This window comes from Thermomonas mangrovi, from assembly GCF_028201335.1.
Taxonomy (GTDB): Bacteria; Pseudomonadota; Gammaproteobacteria; order Xanthomonadales; family Xanthomonadaceae; genus Thermomonas; species Thermomonas mangrovi.
This window is the reverse complement of record NZ_JAPEVV010000002.1, coordinates 451,174-470,408: the sequence shown is the minus strand read 5'-3', so window position 1 is coordinate 470,408 and position 19,235 is coordinate 451,174. Positions and strand designations below refer to the sequence as shown.

18 protein-coding genes and 1 riboswitch are annotated in these 19,235 nt (G+C 70.7%); of the genes, 12 read left to right on the top strand and 6 right to left on the bottom strand.

Annotation, left to right across the window (positions count from 1 at the left end; all coding sequences use genetic code 11):
• Window positions 1–18: 18 nt before the first annotated feature.
• Genes ON759_RS05995 through ON759_RS05985 form a run of 3 tightly spaced genes read left to right on the top strand, consistent with a single transcriptional unit; the run spans window position 19 to window position 2,014 of the window.
• Entirely contained in the window at window positions 19–609 is a 591-nt protein-coding gene (locus ON759_RS05995) for an RNA polymerase sigma factor (RefSeq protein ID WP_425608450.1), read from the top strand.
• A complete protein-coding gene (locus ON759_RS05990; RefSeq protein WP_271679444.1) occupies window positions 606–1,109 on the top strand; it encodes a hypothetical protein in 504 nt (167 codons plus the stop codon). The genes ON759_RS05995 and ON759_RS05990 overlap by 4 nt, the downstream gene beginning before the upstream one ends.
• 11 nt (window positions 1,110–1,120) lie before the next feature.
• Complete coding sequence (locus ON759_RS05985; RefSeq protein ID WP_271679443.1) at window positions 1,121–2,014, top strand: DUF4097 family beta strand repeat-containing protein; 894 nt, start codon at window positions 1,121–1,123, stop codon at window positions 2,012–2,014.
• Window positions 2,015–2,081: 67 nt separating this feature from the next.
• Here ON759_RS05985 and ON759_RS05980 read toward each other — a convergent pair whose 3' ends face one another.
• Both ON759_RS05980 and hslO read right to left on the bottom strand, forming a co-directional pair.
• Complete coding sequence (locus ON759_RS05980; protein WP_271679575.1) at window positions 2,082–2,924, bottom strand: XOO1806 family protein; 843 nt, start codon at window positions 2,922–2,924, stop codon at window positions 2,082–2,084.
• A 150-nt stretch (window positions 2,925–3,074) separates the two neighbouring features.
• Complete coding sequence (gene hslO, locus ON759_RS05975) at window positions 3,075–3,974, bottom strand: Hsp33 family molecular chaperone HslO (protein WP_345780544.1); 900 nt, start codon at window positions 3,972–3,974, stop codon at window positions 3,075–3,077.
• Window positions 3,975–4,078: 104 nt separating this feature from the next.
• Here hslO and mtgA point away from each other — a divergent pair, with 104 nt between their 5' ends.
• Together mtgA and ON759_RS05965 are read left to right on the top strand one after the other, a co-directional pair.
• A complete protein-coding gene (mtgA, locus tag ON759_RS05970; RefSeq protein ID WP_425608449.1) occupies window positions 4,079–4,855 on the top strand; it encodes a monofunctional biosynthetic peptidoglycan transglycosylase in 777 nt (258 codons plus the stop codon).
• A gap of 69 nt (window positions 4,856–4,924) precedes the next feature.
• Window positions 4,925–5,353, top strand: coding sequence for a CBS domain-containing protein (locus ON759_RS05965; RefSeq protein ID WP_271679441.1), 429 nt, complete (start codon window positions 4,925–4,927; stop codon window positions 5,351–5,353).
• A 30-nt stretch (window positions 5,354–5,383) separates the two neighbouring features.
• On the opposite strand, the gene ON759_RS05960 is transcribed toward ON759_RS05965, so the two are convergent.
• The gene (locus tag ON759_RS05960) at window positions 5,384–6,985 is read right to left on the bottom strand and encodes a peptide chain release factor 3 (RefSeq protein WP_271679440.1); all 1,602 of its coding nucleotides are present in this window, start codon (window positions 6,983–6,985) and stop codon (window positions 5,384–5,386) included.
• A 37-nt stretch (window positions 6,986–7,022) separates the two neighbouring features.
• Between ON759_RS05960 and ON759_RS05955 the strand changes: the two genes are divergently transcribed.
• The 4 genes from ON759_RS05955 to ON759_RS05940 all read left to right on the top strand — a co-directional run bounded on the left by ON759_RS05955 (window position 7,023) and on the right by ON759_RS05940 (window position 11,257).
• Window positions 7,023–9,461, top strand: coding sequence for a serine/threonine-protein kinase (locus ON759_RS05955; protein ID WP_271679439.1), 2,439 nt, complete (start codon window positions 7,023–7,025; stop codon window positions 9,459–9,461).
• Between the two features lie 69 nt (window positions 9,462–9,530).
• Window positions 9,531–9,782, top strand: a complete 252-nt coding sequence (locus ON759_RS05950) for a hypothetical protein (protein ID WP_271679438.1) — start codon at window positions 9,531–9,533, stop codon at window positions 9,780–9,782.
• A gap of 189 nt (window positions 9,783–9,971) precedes the next feature.
• Window positions 9,972–10,604 (top strand): sensor histidine kinase, encoded by a 633-nt coding sequence (locus ON759_RS05945; RefSeq protein ID WP_271679437.1) that lies wholly within the window; start codon window positions 9,972–9,974, stop codon window positions 10,602–10,604.
• Window positions 10,601–11,257 (top strand): response regulator, encoded by a 657-nt coding sequence (locus ON759_RS05940; protein ID WP_271679436.1) that lies wholly within the window; start codon window positions 10,601–10,603, stop codon window positions 11,255–11,257. Before ON759_RS05945 ends, ON759_RS05940 begins: the two co-directional genes overlap by 4 nt.
• A 122-nt stretch (window positions 11,258–11,379) precedes the next feature.
• On the opposite strand, the gene ON759_RS05935 is transcribed toward ON759_RS05940, so the two are convergent.
• Complete coding sequence (locus ON759_RS05935) at window positions 11,380–12,177, bottom strand: M23 family metallopeptidase (RefSeq protein ID WP_271679435.1); 798 nt, start codon at window positions 12,175–12,177, stop codon at window positions 11,380–11,382.
• 11 nt (window positions 12,178–12,188) lie between these two features.
• Entirely contained in the window at window positions 12,189–13,241 is a 1,053-nt protein-coding gene (locus ON759_RS05930) for an acyltransferase family protein (RefSeq protein WP_271679434.1), read from the bottom strand.
• Between the two features lie 130 nt (window positions 13,242–13,371).
• Window positions 13,372–13,501, top strand: a riboswitch (SAM riboswitch).
• A gap of 89 nt (window positions 13,502–13,590) precedes the next feature.
• Between ON759_RS05930 and metX the strand changes: the two genes are divergently transcribed.
• The 3 genes from metX to ON759_RS05915 are packed head-to-tail and all read left to right on the top strand — an operon-like array spanning window position 13,591 to window position 17,071.
• Window positions 13,591–14,700 carry a homoserine O-succinyltransferase MetX gene (metX, locus tag ON759_RS05925; RefSeq protein ID WP_271679433.1) on the top strand — a complete coding sequence of 370 codons (1,110 nt, stop codon included), beginning with the start codon at window positions 13,591–13,593 and terminating at the stop codon, window positions 14,698–14,700.
• The gene (locus ON759_RS05920) at window positions 14,697–15,920 is read left to right on the top strand and encodes an O-succinylhomoserine (thiol)-lyase (protein ID WP_271679432.1); all 1,224 of its coding nucleotides are present in this window, start codon (window positions 14,697–14,699) and stop codon (window positions 15,918–15,920) included. Before metX ends, ON759_RS05920 begins: the two co-directional genes overlap by 4 nt.
• Window positions 15,917–17,071 carry a homoserine dehydrogenase family protein gene (locus ON759_RS05915; RefSeq protein WP_271679431.1) on the top strand — a complete coding sequence of 385 codons (1,155 nt, stop codon included), beginning with the start codon at window positions 15,917–15,919 and terminating at the stop codon, window positions 17,069–17,071. The genes ON759_RS05920 and ON759_RS05915 overlap by 4 nt, the downstream gene beginning before the upstream one ends.
• Here the strand turns inward: ON759_RS05915 and ON759_RS05910 are convergent.
• On the bottom strand, window positions 17,005–19,197 hold the full coding sequence (locus ON759_RS05910) for a putative bifunctional diguanylate cyclase/phosphodiesterase (protein WP_271679430.1): 2,193 nt from the start codon (window positions 19,195–19,197) through the stop codon (window positions 17,005–17,007). The two genes, ON759_RS05915 and ON759_RS05910, sit on opposite strands and share 67 nt — an antisense overlap.
• Between the last annotated feature and the right edge of the window lie 38 nt (window positions 19,198–19,235).

Sequence of the window (19,235 nt, the reverse complement as noted above, 5' to 3'; positions counted from 1 at the left end):
GCCGGCATCACAGGGACTATGCTGCTGCAAGCCATGCCCCTGACGCCTGATGCGATCGAGGCCCCGTCCGCGGAGGCCTGCGAGGATGCCGCGCTGGTGCGCCGTGCCGCCGCCGCCGACATCGCCGCGTTCGAGCAGCTCTACCGGCGCCACCACGCGCGGATGCACGGGGTGATCGCCCGCCTGGTCGGGCAGGCAGGCGCACGTGCCGAGGACCTCGTGCAGGAAGCCTTCGTACGGGCCTGGCAGGCGCTGCCGGCGTTCCGCTTCGAGAGCGCGGTCTCGACCTGGCTGCACCGGCTTGCGGTCAACACCGCGCTGATGGAGCTGCGGTCGCGCCGCGGGCGCCCGGGCATGGACGACGACGAGGATGCGCTGGACTCGTTGCCCACCGCCGACACCGCGGGCAACGCGATGCTCGGGCGCGACCTGGAGCGTGCGGTCGCGAGCTTGCCGCCCCGCGCCCGGGCGGTGCTGGTCCTGCACGACGTGGAAGGCTGGAAGCACGAGGAGATCGCGGCCGAACTGGGCATGGCCGTCGGCAGCTCCAAGGCGCAATTGCACCGCGCGCGGCACCTGCTGCGCGAGCGGATCGGAGGTTGGGCATGAACGAACGCACCCCCATCGGCGAGGCCGAGCTGCGCCTCGCGCTGCGCGGCCTGCGCCGCGACATCGAACCGGCGCGCGACCTGTGGCCGGACATCGCGGCCCGGATCGGGGCGCTGCCGCGCCAGGGCGCGTCGCGTCGTCGGCATCCGTGGCTGCTGTCGCTGGCAACCGCGGCTTCGCTGGCCGCTGCGCTGGGCCTGGCCTGGCAGCTGCGCGCGCCGCCCGCCACCGCGCCTGCGATGCCGGCCGTGGCGTCGGCACCGAGCCTGGTGGAACGCGAGGCCGACTCGCTCACCGTGCAATACCAGGCCGCCTTGCGCGAGCTCGACGCGCATCCGGTCCCCGCCAACTGGCAGCCCGGCATCGAGGCGCTGGACCGCAGCGCTGCCGAGATCCGCGAAGCCCTGCGCGCGCAACCCGACTCGCGCCTGTTGCTGGAGCGGCTGCGCGCCACCTATACCCGCCGGCTCGCGCTCGCGCGCCGCGCGCTTTACGCCTGAAGGAGCTGCACATGCACACCCTGCTCAAGTTGCCCGTCGCCATCGCGCTGGCCTGCTCGGCCCTCGCGCCGGCGTGGGCCGCCACCCCGATCGACCAGGTGCGCCCGCTCGATCCGCGCGGCCGGGTCGAGATCGACAACCTCAAGGGCCGCGTCGAGGTTCGCGCCTGGGACCGCCAGGAAGTGCGGGTCACCGGCAGCCTCGGCGACGGCGTCGAGAAGCTCGTCATCGACGGCGATCGCGACGAACTGCGGATCGAGGTGAAGTACCCGAACCGCTCGCGCAACACCGAGCCGACGATGCTGGTCGTGCAGGTGCCGCTGCAGGCGGAACTGGAGATCGAGACGGTGTCGGCGGACATCGATGTGCACGGCGTGGCCCCGCGCGAGCTGTCGCTGCAATCGGTGAGCGGCGACATCGTGGCCAATGGCGCGCCGCGCCGCGCGTCGGTGGAATCGGTCAGCGGCGACGTCAACCTGACGTTCAACAGCAGCGAGGTCGAGGCGAGCACGGTGAGCGGCGACCTCGTCGTCGCCGGCCGGCTGACCGGCGAGGCCAGCGTCGAGACCGTCTCCGGCGACCTGCGCTTCGACAGCCGCGGCGAGCGCCTGCGCAAGTTCAGCGCCGGCAGCGTGTCGGGTAACATCGCCGCGCGGCTGGCCTTGGCGGAGGCCGGCGAGATCCGGATGGAAAGCGTGAGCGGCGACCTGGGCCTGGACCTGCCGAAGGACCTGTCGGCCGAAGTCAGCGGCGAGAGCTTCAGCGGCGACCTGTCGGCGCCGGGTGCGAAGATCCAGCGCGAGGACTTCGGCCCCGGTTCGAGCTTCCATCAGCGCTATGGCGACGGCAAGGGCGAAATCCGCCTCGAGACCTTCTCCGGCGACGCCCGCCTGCGATTGTTGTGAGGCACGCGCCAATAGACAAAAGGCCGCATCCAGGATGCGGCCTTTTCGCTTGCGGCGAATGGAGGGCTTACAGGTCCTGCTGGTAGCGCACGTAGGGCACGGTGCCCTCGGCGTCCTTCCCGATGGTGGTGGAGAACGGGTTGCGGCCGCTGGTGATCACGTTGTCGGCGCCGACGGTGAGCTCGCCGCTCCACGGCGTGCGCCAGGTCAGGCCGAGGCCGAGGCCCTTGAACACTTCGCTCTCGCCGGGAACGTTGACGACCCGGCCGACGATGTTCGCGCCGAATGCGCCGAAGCCACCGCCCACGCTCAGGCTGCGGGTATTCCATTCGTCCGCGAGCCGCGGCACGTCGGTGGCGGGGACGAGGCGCGCGCGCGCCACTGTGCCGCCCACGCTGACGAAGCCTTCGCGGCCGATGCTCTTTTCCGCGAACAGCGAGAAATCGTTGGTGTCGACCTTGGCCGCGGACTGGTTCGGCGACAGCCAGGCCGGCATCGTCGTGCGACCGCTACCGACCGCGACGCCGACCTTGCCGCCGTTGCGGCTGAGCGATGCCGCGGCGGTGCCGTGGCGGCTGGCGTTCGCGCCGGCGCCGGACTTGTTGTCGCCATCGAGCGCGGCCAGCACGCAATTGCTGGCGAGCTGACCGATCGCGCTGGAGATGCCGTTGCGGCGGTCGCACAGCAGGGCCAGCGAGTCGCCGCCTTGCAGGCCGTAGGTAGCCTCGAGCGTGGTGCTGCCGAAGCGCCAGCGTGCGCCGGCGCCGGTACCGGTGGTCGCCGGTTCGAGCAGCAGTACCGCTTCCAGCTTGCCGCTTTCCTTGTTCAGCACCGGCACCACCGTGGCATCGCGTTTGGCGGCCTTGGCCTGCGCGTGCGCGCCACCGCTGGCGAAGGCCAGGGCGAGCAGGGCAGCGGCAAGGGGCGCGTAACGGAGCGACATGCGGGTGGATGGACAGGCCAGCGGCGGCGAAGTTCCGGAGATTCGGACCCGTAGATTAGCGGGTTTATGATTCCTTAACAATGCCGATCCGGTCACCGAACCGGCATCGGGGTGGGGTCATTGCAGCCCGGCGGCGGCCGGCATCTCGCGGGCGGCGTCGTGGAACAGCTCGGCGATGGCGGCAGCATCGAAGCGGTATTGCTGGCCGCAGAACTCGCAGCGGACCTGTGCCTCGCCGCCGCCTGCCTCGACCGCGGCATCGGCTTCCACGCGGCCCAGCGAGACCAGCATCGCCGCGACCCGGTCGCGCGAACAGGAGCAGGCGAAGCGCAGCGGCTTGTCGCCCAGCCATGCAGGGGATTCCTCGTGGAACAGGCGGTGCACGACGTCGGCAGCCGACAGCCCCAGCAGTTCCGGCTCGCGCAGGGTGTCGAACAGGATACCGACGCGGTTCCAGCCGTCGTCGTCGCCGGCGTCGCCCGGGAGCTTCTGCAGCATCAGGCCGGCCGCCCGCTGGCCGTCGCAGGCCAGCAGCAGGCGGGTCGGCAGTTGCTCGGACTGGCGGAAATAGGCCTCGAAGGCCTCGGCGAGGGAACCCGCGTCCAGCCCGACGAGGCCCTGGTAGCGCAGCGGATCCTGGCTGCCGCGGGCGGGGTTCTCGATCGTGATCGCCAGCACCGCGTCGGCGCCGAGCGCGGTGAGGTCGCGGGTGGGCGCGGGTTGCGCTTCGTCCAGCTGGGCGATCCCGCGCAGCGTGCCGGCGGCGGTGCATTCGGCGAACAGCGTCCGCAGCGCGCCGGCGCTGCGCAACTGCACCGACAGGCGACCCTCGACCTTGGCGTGCGCGGTGAACAGCGCGGCGGCGGCGGCGGCCTCGCCCAGCAGTTCGTCCACGGCCGGCGGGTTGTCGGCATGGGCGGTAAGGTCGCGCCAGGCCTGGTCCAGGCTGACCACGACGCCGCGGACACCGGCATCGGGGAGGAGGAAGCGCGACAGCTGGTCGGGGGCGTGCGGCATAGGGGAGGTCATGGCGATACCGGAGGAGGCCCGCGCTGCGGATAATGCGCGGGCAGGCAAGGGGAGCGGGGAATGATGGTCGAAATGGGGATGCGCGGCGGCGCATGCAAGGCCGCGCGGTGGGGCCGATGAGCCGTGTCCGCCGCCTGCGCTGGCGGGGTTGGTGGTGGAAGTTGCCGCTGCTGGCGATGGGATTGAGCGTGGGGCAGGTCCTGACGCTGCGCTTCGTCGACCCGCCGTTTTCCTCCTTCATGGCGATCCGGCAGCTGGAAGCGATCGCGGCCGGCGACCTGGGATACCGCATGGCGCACGACTGGCGCGACCTGCGCGACATCTCGCCGCAGCTGGCGCTGGCGGTGGTGGCCGCCGAAGACCAGAACTTCGCCCGCCACCACGGTTTCGACTTCGACGCGATCGAGCGTGCGCAGGCGCACAACGAGAAGATGGAGGCGCGTGCGCGCAAGCGCGGAACCGAGGTGAAGCGGTTGCGCGGGGCGAGCACGATCACCCAGCAGGTCGCCAAGAACGTGTTCCTGTGGCAGGGACGCGGGCCGGCGCGCTGGCTGCGCAAGGGCGTGGAGGTCTGGTACACCGCCTTGATCGAGGCGCTGTGGCCGAAGCGTCGGATCCTGGAGGTCTACCTCAACGTCGCCGAGTTCGATGACGGTGTCTACGGCGCGCAGGCCGCCGCGCGGCGCCATTTCCGCAAGGACGCCGCCCGCCTGACCGCCGCCGAGGCCGCCCGCCTCGCCGCGGTCCTGCCCAGCCCGCGCCGCTACGATGCCGGTCGCCCCGGGCCCTATGTGCAGCGGCGTGCGAACCAGATCCAGCGGCAGATGCGGCAGATGGGCGGCACCGGCTGGCTGCGCACGCTGGACTGAGCTGCCTGCTGCGCCGGCCCCTCGCACCGGCGTATGCTTCGGCGAGGCCCACGAAGGCAGGAGCGAGGCATGCGCACCGTACGCCAGTTGCTGGAAGCCAAGCCAGCGCAACTCCATGCGATCGCACCGGCGGCGCCGGTGATCGAGGCGATCCGCGCGATGGCCGAGCACGGCATCGGCGCGTTGCTGGTGATGGACGGGCCGCGGCTCGCCGGCATCGTGTCGGAGCGCGACTACGCCCGCAAGGTCATCCTGCAGGGGCGCTCATCGCGCGATACACCGGTCGCCGACATCATGACCGTGCGCGTGGTGAGCGTGTCCCCGGCCGACACCGCGGACCGCTGCATGCAGGTGATGACCGAACACCGCATCCGCCACCTGCCGGTGCTGGAAGGTGATGCAGTGGTCGGCGTGCTGTCGATCGGCGACCTGGTCAAGGCGGTGATCGAGCAACAGCGGCAGGAACTCGACCACCTGCAGCGCTACATCGCCTCCTGAGCGAGGCCGCGGCCGGCCCTGGCCGGCCCCTCAGATCGCGACGGCCTGCGCGTGCTCGCGGGTGGCCATGAACTCCACCGAGGGTGCGCGTTCCTGCGCCAGCTGCAGGTTGACCCGGCTCGGCGCGAGGTAGACCAGGTGGCCGGCGGCATCGACCGCCAGGTTCAGCGCGTTCTTCTCGCGGAACTCCTCCAGCTTCTTCGCATCGCCGCACTTGATCCAGCGCGCGGTCGCCACCTGCACCGGCTCGAAGCTCGCCTCCACGCCGTACTCGTCCTTCAGCCGGTAGGCGACGACGTCGAACTGCAGCATGCCCACCGCGCCCAGGACCAGGTCGTTGGACATCATCGGCCGGAAGAACTGGGTCGCGCCTTCCTCGCTGAGCTGGGCCAGGCCCTTCTGCAGCTGCTTGAGCTTGAGCGGATCGCGCAGGCGCGCGCGGCGGAACAGTTCCGGCGCGAAGTTGGGGATGCCGGTGAACGCCAGTGGCTCGCCTTCGGTGAAGGTGTCGCCGATCGAGATCGTCCCGTGGTTGTGGATGCCGATCACGTCGCCCGGGAACGCGGCCTCGGCGATCTCGCGGTCGCTGGCCATGAAGGTCAGCGCGTTCGCCAGCTTGACCTCCTTGCCGGTGCGCGGGTGGTAGGCCTTCATCCCGGCCTCGAACTTGCCCGAGCAGACGCGCATGAAGGCGACGCGGTCGCGATGCATCGGGTCCATGTTGGCCTGGATCTTGAACACGAAGCCGGTGAGCTTCGGTTCCGCGGCTTCGACCAGTCGGGTCGTGGTCGCGCGCGCCTGCGGCGAGGGCGCGTGCTCGACGAAGAAGTCCAGCAGCGGCTGCACGCCGAAGTTGTTGACGCCCGAGCCGAAGAACACCGGCGACTGCATGCCCTCGAGGTAGGCCTCGCGGTCGAACGGGTGGCTGGCGCCCTGCACCAGCTCGAGCTGGTCGCGCAGCTCGGCGAGCATGTCCGCGCCGATCGCCGCGGCCACGCCCGGGTCGTCGATCGACGGGAAGATGGTCGAGTCCTGGCGGGTGAAGTTGCGGCCCGGCTCGTACAGGTGCACTTCGCCAGTGACGAGGTGGACGACGCCCTTGAGCCTCTGGCCCATGCCGATCGGCCAGGTTACCGGTGCGCACTGGATGCCGAGCACCGACTCGATCTCGTCCAGCAGTTCGATCGGGTCCTTGCCCTCGCGGTCCAGCTTGTTCACGAAGGTCATGATCGGGGTGTCGCGCAGGCGGCACACCTCCATCAGCTTGATGGTGCGTTCCTCGACGCCCTTGGCGACGTCGATCACCATCAGCGCACTGTCCACCGCGGTGAGCACCCGGTAGGTGTCCTCGCCGAAGTCGGCGTGGCCGGGGGTGTCCAGCAGGTTGACCACGCGGCCTTCGTACGGGAACTGCATCACCGACGAGGTGACCGAGATCCCGCGTTCCTTCTCCAGCGCCATCCAGTCCGAGGTCGCGTGTCGGGCAGCCTTGCGACCCTTGACCGAGCCGGCCATCTGGATCGCGCCCCCGAACAGCAGCAGCTTCTCGGTGAGGGTGGTCTTGCCCGCGTCGGGGTGGGAAATGATGGCGAAGGTGCGGCGGCGCGCGGCTTCGGAAGCGACGTCTGACATTGCGGAATTATACCGGTGCCGGCAGCATGGCCCCATCGTGCAGGGGGAGCTGCTGGTGCAGGACAACGACGCCACCCAGGCGCTGGACGAACAGGCGCAGGCCGCCGCCAGCCTGCCCGAGGCCATCGGGCCGTACCGCATCCTCGGCCTGCTGGGCGAGGGCGGCATGGGCCGGGTCTACCTGGCCCGCGAATCGCATCCACCGCGCGACGTGGCGCTCAAGGTGGTCCGCGGCGTATCGCGCGGGGCGCTGGAGCGCTTCCATCGCGAGGTCGAGATCCTCGGCCAGCTCGAGCATCCCGGGATCGTGCGGCTGTACGCCGCCGGCGAGGACCTGGTGGGCGGGCTGCCGTCGCCGTGGTTCGCGCTGGAGCTGGTCCGCGGCCCCGACCTGCGCGAGCACCTGGCCAAGGCCAAGCCCGACCTGCGCACGCGCATCGGCCTGCTGGCGCAGCTGGCGCGCGCGGCGGAGTTCGCCCACCAGCGCGGCATCGTCCACCGCGACCTGAAGCCGTCCAACGTGTTGGTCGACGAGCGCGGCCAGCCGAAGATCCTGGACTTCGGGATCGCCCGCCTGCAGGGCGACGCCGCCGCCGACATGACCCAGGCCGGGCAGGTCATGGGCACCCTGCCGTACATGAGCCCGGAGCAGTTGTCCGGGCAGGCGCGCGATGCCGACGCGCGCAGCGACGTCTATGCGCTGGGCGCGATGGGCTACGAAATGCTGTCCGGCCGCCTGCCGCATCCGCGGCTCAGCACGTCGACCCTGTTCGAGGCGCTGGACATCATCCGCCGCGAGGACCCGGAACCGCTGGAGCGGCTCAACCGCGCGGCGCGCGGCGACCTCAACCTGGTGGTGATGAAGGCGCTGGCCTCCGAGCCCGCGCAGCGCTACGCGAGCGCCGCTGCCTTCGCCGACGACCTCGAGGCCGTGCTCGGCTCGCGCCCGGTGCAGGCGCGTGCGCCCACCGCGGCCTACCGCGCCACCCGTTTCGTGCGCCGGCATCGCGCGCTCAGCGCCGCCGCCGCCATCGTGTTCCTGGCCCTGTCGACCGCGACCGTGGTCAGCACCCTCGCCGCGCAGCGGGCGCGCGCCGCCTTGGCCGAGGCCGAAGCCCGCGCCAACGAACTGGCCGCGGTCAACGGCTTCGTCGAGACCATGTTGACCGAGGCGGACCCGGAGCAGGCCCAGGGCAGGGACCTGCGGGTCCGGGACATCCTCGACGTCGCGTCGGCCGAATTGAAGAGTGCGAACTTGTCGCCTGGCGCGACGGCGCGCCTGCATCAGGTGCTGGGTGTCACGTGGCTGGGGCTCGGCGATGGGGCGCGCTCGCGCGCAGCCTTCGAAGATGCCCTCCGTGTCGAGACGTCTCCATCGATGCTGCGCGACGAGTTGTTGTTGGGTCGCGCGCGCAGTGCCATCGCCGCTGGCGATTACGAGGCCGGCGAGAAGGAATTGGCCGGACTGCGGTCCCGACATGCGCAACTGACGCCTTCCTTGCGCATCGCAATGGAGGAGTCGGCCGCCGAACTGTTGCGTGAGACGGGCAAGCAGAAGGAGGCGATCGTCGCCTTGCGTGCGCTGTTGCCGGAGGCGCGCAAGGCGCTTGGTGTCGATGCGCAGCGCACCCTTGGCCTGCAATTGCAGCTGGCATCCGCATTGCAGCTCGATGGCGACTACGAGGCGGCACTCGCGGAGAGCCGCGACGCGGTCGCACGCCATGCGAGGGTGTTCGGCGAGCGCCACCCGCAGACGCTGTATGCGTGGAACCAGCTCGGCGTGGTCGAGAACAAGATCGGCAATGCCGAAGCCGCGGAAGCGGCGTTCAGGCATGCCGCAGACGGCAGGCTCGCGGTGCTGGGCGACAAGCACCCGGCGACCGTGATCAGCCAGTTCAACCTGGGCTCGTTCCTGATCGAGCACAAGCAGCCGGATGAGGGCGTGCCGCTGGTACGGCAAGCGAGCGCATGGCTGGATGCCAACAGGCCCGATGGCGACGCCAAGGCGCTGGTCGCGCGCAGCGTCCTGGCCTACGGCCTGGAGGACCAGGGCGATCTCGATGGTGCAGAGCGACTTCTGCGCGCGCTACTCCAGGCCCAGGAGCGCCTGGGTGGTCCGGGTGCGCCAGACACGTTCGCGCCGCGCAACAACCTCGGGATGCTCTTGATGAAACGCGGGCGGCTCGACGAAGCCCTGCGCGAATTCGAGGCGCTGGATGCGCAAGTGCGTGCGCGGTTGGGTGCGGATCATCCCTTCGCGGCGATCTTCGCCAGCAACCGTGGCGAGTGCCTGGGCAAACTTGGTCGCTTCGAAGAGGCGCGCCATGTGCTGGAGGAGAGCCTGGCGCGCTTGCAGGCGAAATTCGGGAGTACCCATGAGCGTACGTTGAAAGCGGCGAAAAACTTGGAGTTCGTTTATCGAAACCTTAGTATGGACGCGGAGTTGCTTTCACTGAAGGTTGATTATCGAATCTAATCAGCTTTTCTTAGCGGCTCCTGGTCTCTTCGTTTCTAATCCATATGCGTAAACCTGAGGGCATAATTCGTGAAGAAGCTTTTCCTCGCAGTGCTTATTGCGTGCGTCGCATCTCCTGCAGTTGCGCACGCGCACGCCTCTACCCCGGTGGATTTCTCGTTTGATATTTTCGAATGGATTTCGTCAATTTTTGAAAGTCAGCAGCACGACGAGGAGAGTCAAGTCGTGAAGTCGGACGGGACGATTTATGATTCTGCTGTGAAATCGGACGGGACCGTCTATGACGCCGTCGTCAAGTCGGATGGTATTGTTTACGATTGATTGAGCGTTAGTTAATCCTCAGCGGGCCGGAACTGCAATCGCTCTTCTTGCTTGCAGTTGCGGCCCGCGCATCATGAGCTTACGTAACAGGTTTGGCACATGCGGGCTGATGCGCTGCCGACATTGGTCTTTTTGTTGACGCTTGCCGTCATATTCGCAATTGTCGGTTCATTCAGACGCCGCGCCGCCGTGCAGGCGCTGGCCGCCTGCGAGGCGCGGTTGCGGGTGGTCGAGGCGGAATCGCGCGACCAGGCCGTGCGCCAGGAGCGCGAGCGCATCTACGCGGACCTGCACGACGACCTCGGCGCGAAGCTGCTCGGGTTGGTGTACCAGGCCGAATCGCCGGTGCAGGCCGACCTCGCGCGGGCGATCCTGCAGGACCTGCGCGACGTGGTCACCCGCTCGCGCGGCACGCCGGGCACCTTGGGCGACGTCCTCGCCGACATCCGCAGCGAAGCCTCGCAACGCCTGTCAGCGGTCGGCATCGGCCTGGCCTGGGACGCGGACGACGCCTTGCCGGATCCGGTGCTGGACAGCGCGCGCGCCCTGCACCTGCATCGCATCGTGCGCGAGTCGCTGAGCAACACCATCCGCCATGCACAGGCCCGGCAGGTGCGGGTGCGGGTGCGCGCCGCGCGCGGCGAGCTGCTGCTGGAACTCACCGACGACGGCAGCGGCGTCGCCGGCCACGCGCGGGCGGGTGCGGGCATGCGCGGCATGCAGCACCGCGCCGATGCGCTCGATGGGCAGATCGATTGGGTGGCCGGCACCGCCGGCGGCGCCAAGGTCCTGCTGCGGGTGCCGTTGGAGGACGCGCCGTGAGCGACGCGGCCGTGGCCTTCGCCAGCGCGCTGGTGGTCGACGACCTGCCGGGCGCGCGCGCCTGGCTGGCGGCCGCGGTGGAAGCGGCATTCCCGGGAATCGCCGTCACGCTGGCGGGCAGCGTGGCCGAGGGACTGGCGCGGATCGATCCGCCGCCGGCGCTCGCGCTGGTCGACCTGGGCTTGCCGGACGGCAGCGGCATCCAGCTGATCGAGGCCTTGCAGCAACGCGGCGCTGGCACGTTCTGCATCGTGGCCACCGTGTTCGACGATGACGCCCACCTGTTCCCGGCGCTGCGCGCGGGTGCGCAGGGCTACGTGTTGAAGGACCGGGATCGCGATGCGCTCGCCGCCATGCTGCGCGGGATCGTCGATGGGCAGCCACCGCTGTCTGCCTCGATCGCGCGGCGCTTGCTGCGGCATTTCCAGCCCGCGGTCGATGCCGGCGAGGCGCAGGTGCCGCTGACCCCGCGCGAGACCGAAGTGCTGCGGCTGACCGCCAAGGGCCTGACCGTGGGCGAGGTGGCCACGGTGCTGGCGTTGTCGCGCCACACGGTATCCGGCTACCTCAAGGATATCTATCGCAAGCTCAGCGTGGGAACGCGTGCGGAAGCCACGCTCGAAGCCGCGCGGCGCGGGCTGGTCGCGCCCTAGGAACCGTGCCTGGTCCACGGTCCCCGGGCGCGCCAGTGCCCTTCCGGGCCCGATGCCGACATCCCGCATCCTTGAGAGACGCTGCATCGTGTCGCAGCAGCGTGCGCACCGCGACCCCGCGATCAGGGGGGCAGGACCCCCGGCATGCGGAACGGCACCGAGACCAGGCGCAGGCCGCGATTCACCTGCACCACGAAATGCAGGTGCGGGCCGCTGCTGTAGCCCGTGTTGCCGGACACCGCGATCTGCTCGCCTGCGAGCACCTGCTGGCCGGGGCGCACCCGCGCGCCGTCGGGGGCGAGATGGGCGTACAACGCCATCGTCCCATCGTCGTGCAGGATGCGCACGAGGTTGGCGCGATCGAGCAAACGGGCGCGGTCCAGCCCCGATCCGCGGAACCCCGCCTCGACCTGCATCACGGTTCCCCCGCGTGCGGCCAGCACGGGCGTGCCGGGGTCTGCGGCGAAATCGAGCGCGTGGCGGTTCTCGTCGTCGTCATGGCTCGCGGAGCCTCCCCACCCTTGCTCGATCCGCAAGGAATCGGGCGGCACCGGCGGCAGGTAGGCCACGTCGCGTGGGCGGGCGCCGGGGTGGCCGGGCACGCCACGCAGGCTGAGGTGCAGTGCCCCGATCCCGATCGCGGGCACCTGCAACCGCGCGACCAGCGCACTGTCGCCCGCGCCGACGGTGGCACGGGCCGGCAGCGGCGGGTCGCTACGCGCATCGCGGCCGGTGTTGCCGGTCAGCAGCACTTCGATCGGTCCCGCGAGGCGATTGTCAGCCCACGCCAGGTACTCGCCATCGCCGGCCTCGATCCGCAGCGAGGCGAGGGTCGCCGTTGCCGCTGCCGGTTCCGATCCCGTGCTTGCGGGCGAGGCCCCGAGCGATGCGGCAAGCAGCAGGAGCCAGGCGCGGCGCATCGCGTCCCCGCTCAGCCTGCGGCCGTCCCGCGCCCATGCCCGCGCGTGCCGAGGCGGCGGATCGCGCGTCGCGCAGGGGCTTCCACCAGCCGGAAGCTGAGGGCGGCGGCTGCGATCGTGAGCGCGAGGAAAAGCAGCAGGCCAAGCTCCCCGCGGGCCATGCCGAACTTGCCGAGCGCCAGCAGGATCGGGAAGTGCAGCAGGTAGAGCGAATACGAAATCTTGCCGAGGTAGTCGCCGACGCGGCTCTCCAGCAGGCGGTTGCCCGCGGGGGCCATGAACACCACGCAGAAGAAGGCCAGCGCCATCACCAGCAGGACCAGCGGGTTGAACCACATCACGTAGGTCCAGCCAGTCAGGCGCTCGAGGATGGCCGGGTACAGCAGCAGGACGAGGCCGAGGCCTGCGGCGGCATAGGGGGGGTGCTGCCAGCGCGCGGGCGGACGCCAGCGCAGGTAGAGCAGGCCAAGCAGCATGCCGGCGACGAAATAGGGCAGGCCGCGCAGGAGTGGCAGGTCGATCGGGAACCCGTTGATGGGCTGCTTGGGCCCCAGCGGCCAGTGTCCGCTCGCGAAGATGCCGAGCACCACAGCGCAAAAGAGCGGCAGGGCGAGCGGAAGCCGGGGACGCAGCCACCAGAGCAGGGCGAAGATCGCGTAGAAATGGATCTCGGCGGGAATGGTCCACAGCACCTGCACGCCGAACAGGAAGAGCAGGTGCGAGGCGACGGCCTTCCAGTCCGGGATCGCGTAGACCGAGGCCTGCAACCAGGCGACCGGCAGCTTGCCCAGCAGGTACGAAGCCAGCACCACCACCACGAACAGCGGCAGCACCCGCGCCGCGCGCGCCCATGCGTAGGTCGCCATCGCATCGCGCGTGGGGTGGCGATCCATGTACAGGATCGTCATCAGGAACGCGCTGAGCAGGAAGAACAGCATCACGCCCAGTTGCGGTGCCCGGGTGCCGAGGACGGCATCCCACAACTGCGCGCGGTTGCTGTAGTGCCCCACCAGTACGATCAGCGCGGCGAGCGCGCGCAAGGAGTTCAGGCGGCGGATTTCCAAGTGGACGGGCCAGGCAATTGCGGAAGCCGGGGAGTATTGCCCAACAACCCCGACATGACGATTCGGAATATGAATCGCTTCATCCGGATAAAGCGATTGACACATGGGTCGGGCGCGTCCAGACTGCGCCCATCCATCAAGACCGGCTGAGGGACAGGCCCAAGGACGCCGGGGCAACCTGATGGGGCGCGCTGCGCAGGCAGCCGCCCGGTCGCGGTGCCAAATCCTGCGGGGACCTGCGCGTTCCCGGAAGATGGGTGCGATGCCGCGACAGCGGCGCGCGCTGCCGGCGACGCCGGCCTTCCGGACCCCCGCGATGCCGATGGAGCCCTTCCATCGGAGCCGTGCCGTGAGCCTCGCCGAACGCAACGCCCCCAAGCGCGCCACCCCTCCCCCGGCCGGGACCTTGCGGCCGGACGCGGCCACGGCCGGCCCCGATGCCTGCACCAACGATCGCGCGCAGGTGCTGCGCGGCAGCGTCGACGCCGTCCTCGCCACGCGCCACGCCGGGACGCGCAAGCTGCGCCTCGCCTACGAGCTGGTCGGTCCGGCCGCTGCCCCGGTGGTCTTCCTCGCCGGCGGCATTTCCGCGCACCGCCATGCCGCGGCGAATGCGGTGGATGCCGCGCCGGGCTGGGCGCAGGGCCTGCTCGATGCCGGCCGCGTGCTGGCGCCCGGCCAACGCCGCGTGCTGTGCTTCGACTACCTCGGCGCCGATGGCAGCCTGGATGCGCCCATCGATACCGCCGACCAGGCCGACGCGATCGCGTTGCTGCTGGAGTCGCTGGGGATCGAGGCGCTGGAGGCCTTCGTCGGCTATTCCTACGGCGCGCTGGTCGGCCTGCAGCTGGCGATCCGCCATTCGGCGCGGCTGCGCAAGCTGGTCGCGGTAAGCGGCGCGCACCGGCCGCATCCCTACGCCTCGGCGTGGCGCGCGCTGCAGCGCAAGGCGGTCGCGCTGGGCCAGCTGCAATGCGCCGACGACCAGGGGCTGTCGCTGGCACGGCAGTTCGCGATGCTCAGTTACCGCACGCCGGAGGAATTCGGCGAGCGTTTCGACGCGCCGCCGGTGCTGGAGAACGGGCATGTGCGCGTCGCCGCCGAGGATTACCTCGAAGCCGCGGGCGCGAAGTTCGTCTCGCGCATCGCCGCGACCGGCTGGCTGCGCTTGTCGGAGTCGATCGACCTGCATGCCATCGATCCGGCGGCGGTCCGCGTGCCCACCCTGGTCGTCGCAGTGGAGGGCGATCGCCTAGTGCCGTTGTCCGACGCGGTGGCGCTGGTCGAGGGCCTGGGCCCGGGCAGCCGCCTGCGGGTGTTGCGCTCGCCCTACGGGCACGACGCCTTCCTCAAGGAAACCGCGCGCATCGATGCCGTGCTGCGGGCCGAACTGGATCCACGACCGCGGCCGCAGGCCGATGCCGCCCCCTACAGCGACCGCACCGGAGCTTCCGTATGAGCCACGCCCCGCATACCGCCAGCGCCACCGCGTGTCGTCGCGCCACCCGCGCGGTGCGCGCCGGCATCGACCGCGATCCCGCCTACGGCGCGGTGACCCCGCCGCTGGTCCTCTCGAGCAATTTCAGCTTCGCCGGCTTCGCCGAGAAGCGCACCTACGACTACACCCGCAGCGGCAACCCGACCCGCGACCTGCTGGGCGAAGCGCTGGCCGAACTGGAGGGTGGCGCCGGCGGCGTGGTCACCGCCACCGGGATGGCCGCGATCACCCTCGTCCTCAACACCCTGCTGCGGCCGGGGGACGTGCTGGTGGTCCCCCACGACTGCTACGGCGGCAGCTGGCGCCTGTTCAACGCGCTGGCGAACAAGGGCGCCTTCACGCTGGCCACCTGCGACCTCACCGACCCGCGCGCGCTGGCGCAGGCGCTGGAACGCGGTCCCTCGCTGGTGTGGATCGAGACGCCGTCCAACCCGCTGCTGCGCATCACCGACCTGCGCTTCGTGATCGAGGCCGCGCACAAGGCCGGTGCGCGCGCGGTGGTCGACAACACCTTCCTGTCGCCGGCGCTGCAGCGGCCGATCGCCGACTTCGACGCCGACGTCGTGGTGCACTCGACCACCAAGTACATCAACGGCCACAGCGACGTGGTCGGCGGCGCGGTGGTGGCGCGCGACGCCGCTTTGCACGAGCAGTTCGCCTGGTGGGCGAACTGCCTGGGCATCACCGGCTCGCCGTTCGACAGCTTCCTGACCCTGCGCGGCCTGCGCACCCTGGACGCCCGCCTGCGCGTGCACCAGGAGAACACCGCGGCGCTGGTCGAGTTGCTCGAGGGTCATCCGGCGGTGCGCGCCCTGCATTACCCCGGCCTGCCCGCGCATCCCGGCCATGCGCTGGCGGCGCGGCAACAACATGGTTTCGGCGCGATGCTGAGCGTGGAGCTGGAAGGTGGCGAGGCCGCGGTGCGCGCGTTCCTCGACGGGCTGGAGGCCTTCACCCTGGCCGAATCGCTCGGCGGCGTGGAGAGCCTGGTCGCGCACCCGGCGACGATGACCCACGCGGCGATGGCCCCCGAGGCGCGCGCGGCGGCGGGCATCACCGACGGCCTGCTGCGCCTGTCGGTGGGCATCGAACACGTGGACGACCTGCTGGCCGACCTCGCGGCCGCGTTGGCGCGCGCGGCCGCGGTGGGCGCGGCAGGCAAACGCCAGGCGCTGCCGTGAGCGCGCGGGTCGCGCCCTTGCGCGCGGCGACGGGTGCAAGGGTCGCCTTGCTCGGCACCGGCACCGTCGGCAGCGCGGCCTGGGCGCGACTGGCGGCCTGGTCGGGCACGCCGTTCGGCGATCGCCTGCGACTGGTGTATGCCGCCAATTCCCGGCACGCCCTGCACGACCCCGCGGGCATCCCGGTCGAGGTCGGCGCGCTGCTCGGGCAAAGCCAGCCGGTGGCGGCCTCGCTGGACGCGGTCGCTGACGCGCTCGACGGCGGCGGTTGCCGCATCGTGCTGGATGCGAGCGCGTCCGAGGCGGTCGCCGAGCGCCACGCGGACTGGCTGGCGCACGGCATCCACGTGGTGACCGCCTGCAAGCTGGGGCAGGGCGGTCCGCTCGCGCGCTGGGCGTCGATCCAGGCGGCGCGTCGGCACGGGGCGGCCCGCTATGGCGACAGCGCCACGGTGGGCGCAGGCCTGCCGATCCTGCGCAGCTTGCGCGAACTGCAGGCGGGCGGCGACCGCATCCATGCCGTCGCTGGCGTGCTGTCGGGCTCGCTGGCCTGGCTGTTCCACCATTACGACGGATTGCGGCCGTTCTCGAACTTCGTGCGCGCGGCCCGCGACGCCGGCTACACCGAGCCCGACCCGCGCGACGATCTCTCCGGCGAGGACGTGCGCCGCAAGTTGCTGATCCTCGCGCGCACCGCCGGACACGCCCTCGAGAGCGATGCGGTGCAGGTCGATTCGCTGGTGCCGCCGGCGCTGCGCGACGCACCGGTGGCCGCCTTCGACGACGCGTTGCCGGTGCTCGATGCGCCGATGCGCGAGCGTTTCGCGGCGGCCTACAAGGGAGGCGCCAAACTGCGCTTGGTGGCCCGGCTACAGGCGGGCGGCCGCGCGACGGTGGGACTGGAGGCACTGGCCGCGGACGATCCGCTGGCGATCAGCGGCGGCACCGACAACCGGGTCGCGATCTGGTCGGACCGTTACAGCGAGCGCCCGCTGGTAATCCAGGGGCCCGGCGCGGGCGCGCAGGTGACCGCGGCGGCGATGCTCGACGATGCCCTGGCGATCCAGGCGGAGGCGGCGCGCGCTCAGGCCTCGCCGGTGGCGTCCAGGCCGAAGAACGCATCGATCGGCCGGGGGCGTTGGAACACGTAGCCCTGCCCGAAGTCCACGCCGATCTGCCGCAGCAACTCGAGTTGCTCCGCGGTCTCCACCTGCTCCGCCACCGCCTGCTTGCCGAGCAGGTGCGCGATCTCGGTGATCGAGCGCACCACCGCCCCCGACATGCCGCCGTTCTCCAGGTCGCGCACGAAGCTGCCGTCGACCTTGAGGAAGTCGACGTCGAGGTCGCGCAGGTAACCGAAGGAGCAGAACCCGGTACCGAAGTCGTCGAGGGCGAAACGGCATCCGAGCGCACGCAGCCGGCCGATGAAACGGCGTGCGCGGGTCATGTCGCGGACCACGCTGGTCTCGGTGATCTCCAGGCAGAGTTGGTTCGGATGCAGCGGGCTGCGGCGCAGGCGCGCCGCGAGGTAGTCGCCGAAATCCTCGTCGACCAGGGTGGTGCCGCCGATGTTGATGCTGCAGAGTTCCACCGCCGACGCCTGGTCCGGATGGCGTTCCAGCCAGGTCAGGGTGGCATCCACCACGTGGCGGTCGAGGCGCGGGCCGATGCGGTAGCGCTCCGCGGCGGCGATCATCTCCGCCGGCGCGCGCAACTGGCCATCCCCGTCCAGCCAGCGCACCAGGATCTCGAAATGCCCGTGCGCGGGCCCCGCCTCGCGGAGGTCGACGATTGGCTGGCACCACAATTCGAAACGGCGCTGGTCCAGCGCCTCGCGCGCCGCGATCGCGGAGTGCATGGCGCGCGTGCGGTCGCGGATGTCGTCGGGGTTGGAGGTCGCGGCGAACAGGCGGTTGCCGCCCAATTCCTTCGCGGTGAAGCAGGCGGCGTCGGCCTGCGAGAGCAGTTCGTCAAAGGCGAGGTGCGGGGCCTGGCTGGTGGCGATGCCGATGCTGCCGGTGGTGCCGAGGTTCTGCCCCTGCCATGCGACGCGCAGCCCCTCGATCGCCGCGAGCACCCGGCGCGCACGCGTGCTCGCGGTGCGTTCGTCCATCGGCACCAGGACCGCGAATTCGTCGCCACCGGTGCGCGCCACCATCGCATCGTCGCCGAATTCCTCGCGGAACAGCGCGGCGATGCGCCGGATCATCTCGTCCCCCGCCACGTGGCTGGCGGAGTCGTTGACCAGCTTGAAGTGGTCGAGGTCCGCGTACAGCAGCGACAGCGGGCCATCGCCGCCGGCGAGCGCCAGGCGCGCCTGTTCCTCGAAGGTATCGCGGTTCAGCAGGTCGGTGAGGGTGTCGCGCGTCGCCCGCTGGTGCAGCGCGGCGCTTGCATGCGCGTGTTCCTGGCGCGACGCCAGCAGCAGGACGGGGATGATCGCGAACAACACCAGCATGCCCATCAGCAGCGCGCTGTCGTGGAGCGCGGATGGGCGTTCGAAGCCACCCAGCCCGAGCCCCATCATCAGTCCGACCGCGATGATCACCAGCGAGGTCGATACCAGCGTGACCAGTGGCGGGTAGCGCGTCGCCGACCACAGCAGGAGCGCCAGCGGCAGGCTGGCCACGCCCAGCGGGTAGCGCGTGCCCATCACCCCGACCGCGTAGACCAGCGCGAGCATCAGGACCAGTAGGGTCGCCCACAGCGCGATCTCGCGGTTGCCGGCGCGGGTGCGGTAGGGCGAGGGGCGATCCAGCCCGCCGCCAAGCAGGTACAACGCGAGGGGGGCCGTGCTGGCCAGGCCGAGCAGGTCGCCGAGCGCCCATTGCAGGGCGGCGCCCGCCGCCCCTTCGGGGCCGACCATGCCGGCATCCACCATGCCCACCACGCCGATCGTGGCGCTGGTCATGCTGAGCAGCAGCCCGCCGCGCAGCAGGAGGATCCCGTCCGCGGTGCGCAGGCGGATGCGGGTGGCGTGCCGGCGCACGTACCAACCCGCGAGCAGGGTCGCCAGCGTGTTGCTCGCGATCGAATAAGGCAGGAAGGCAGGCGGGACGGGGACGACCAGCAGGTGGAGCAGCAGGGTCGCGACCGGGATGGCAAGGACGTAACCCAAGCCGTGCCGCACGACGGCGGCAAAGCCGATGCCCGCGGCGGGCCAGAACAGGGTGACATCGGCGGGCGTGCGCAGGAAAAACACGGCGACCACCGCCCCGGCGAAGTACAGGCCGGTCAGCAGTGCCCCCCGTGTCACGCCCGCCAGTCCGGCTTGCATCCAACGAGTCTAGCCCCGGACCGGGCCGGTTGGGTAAT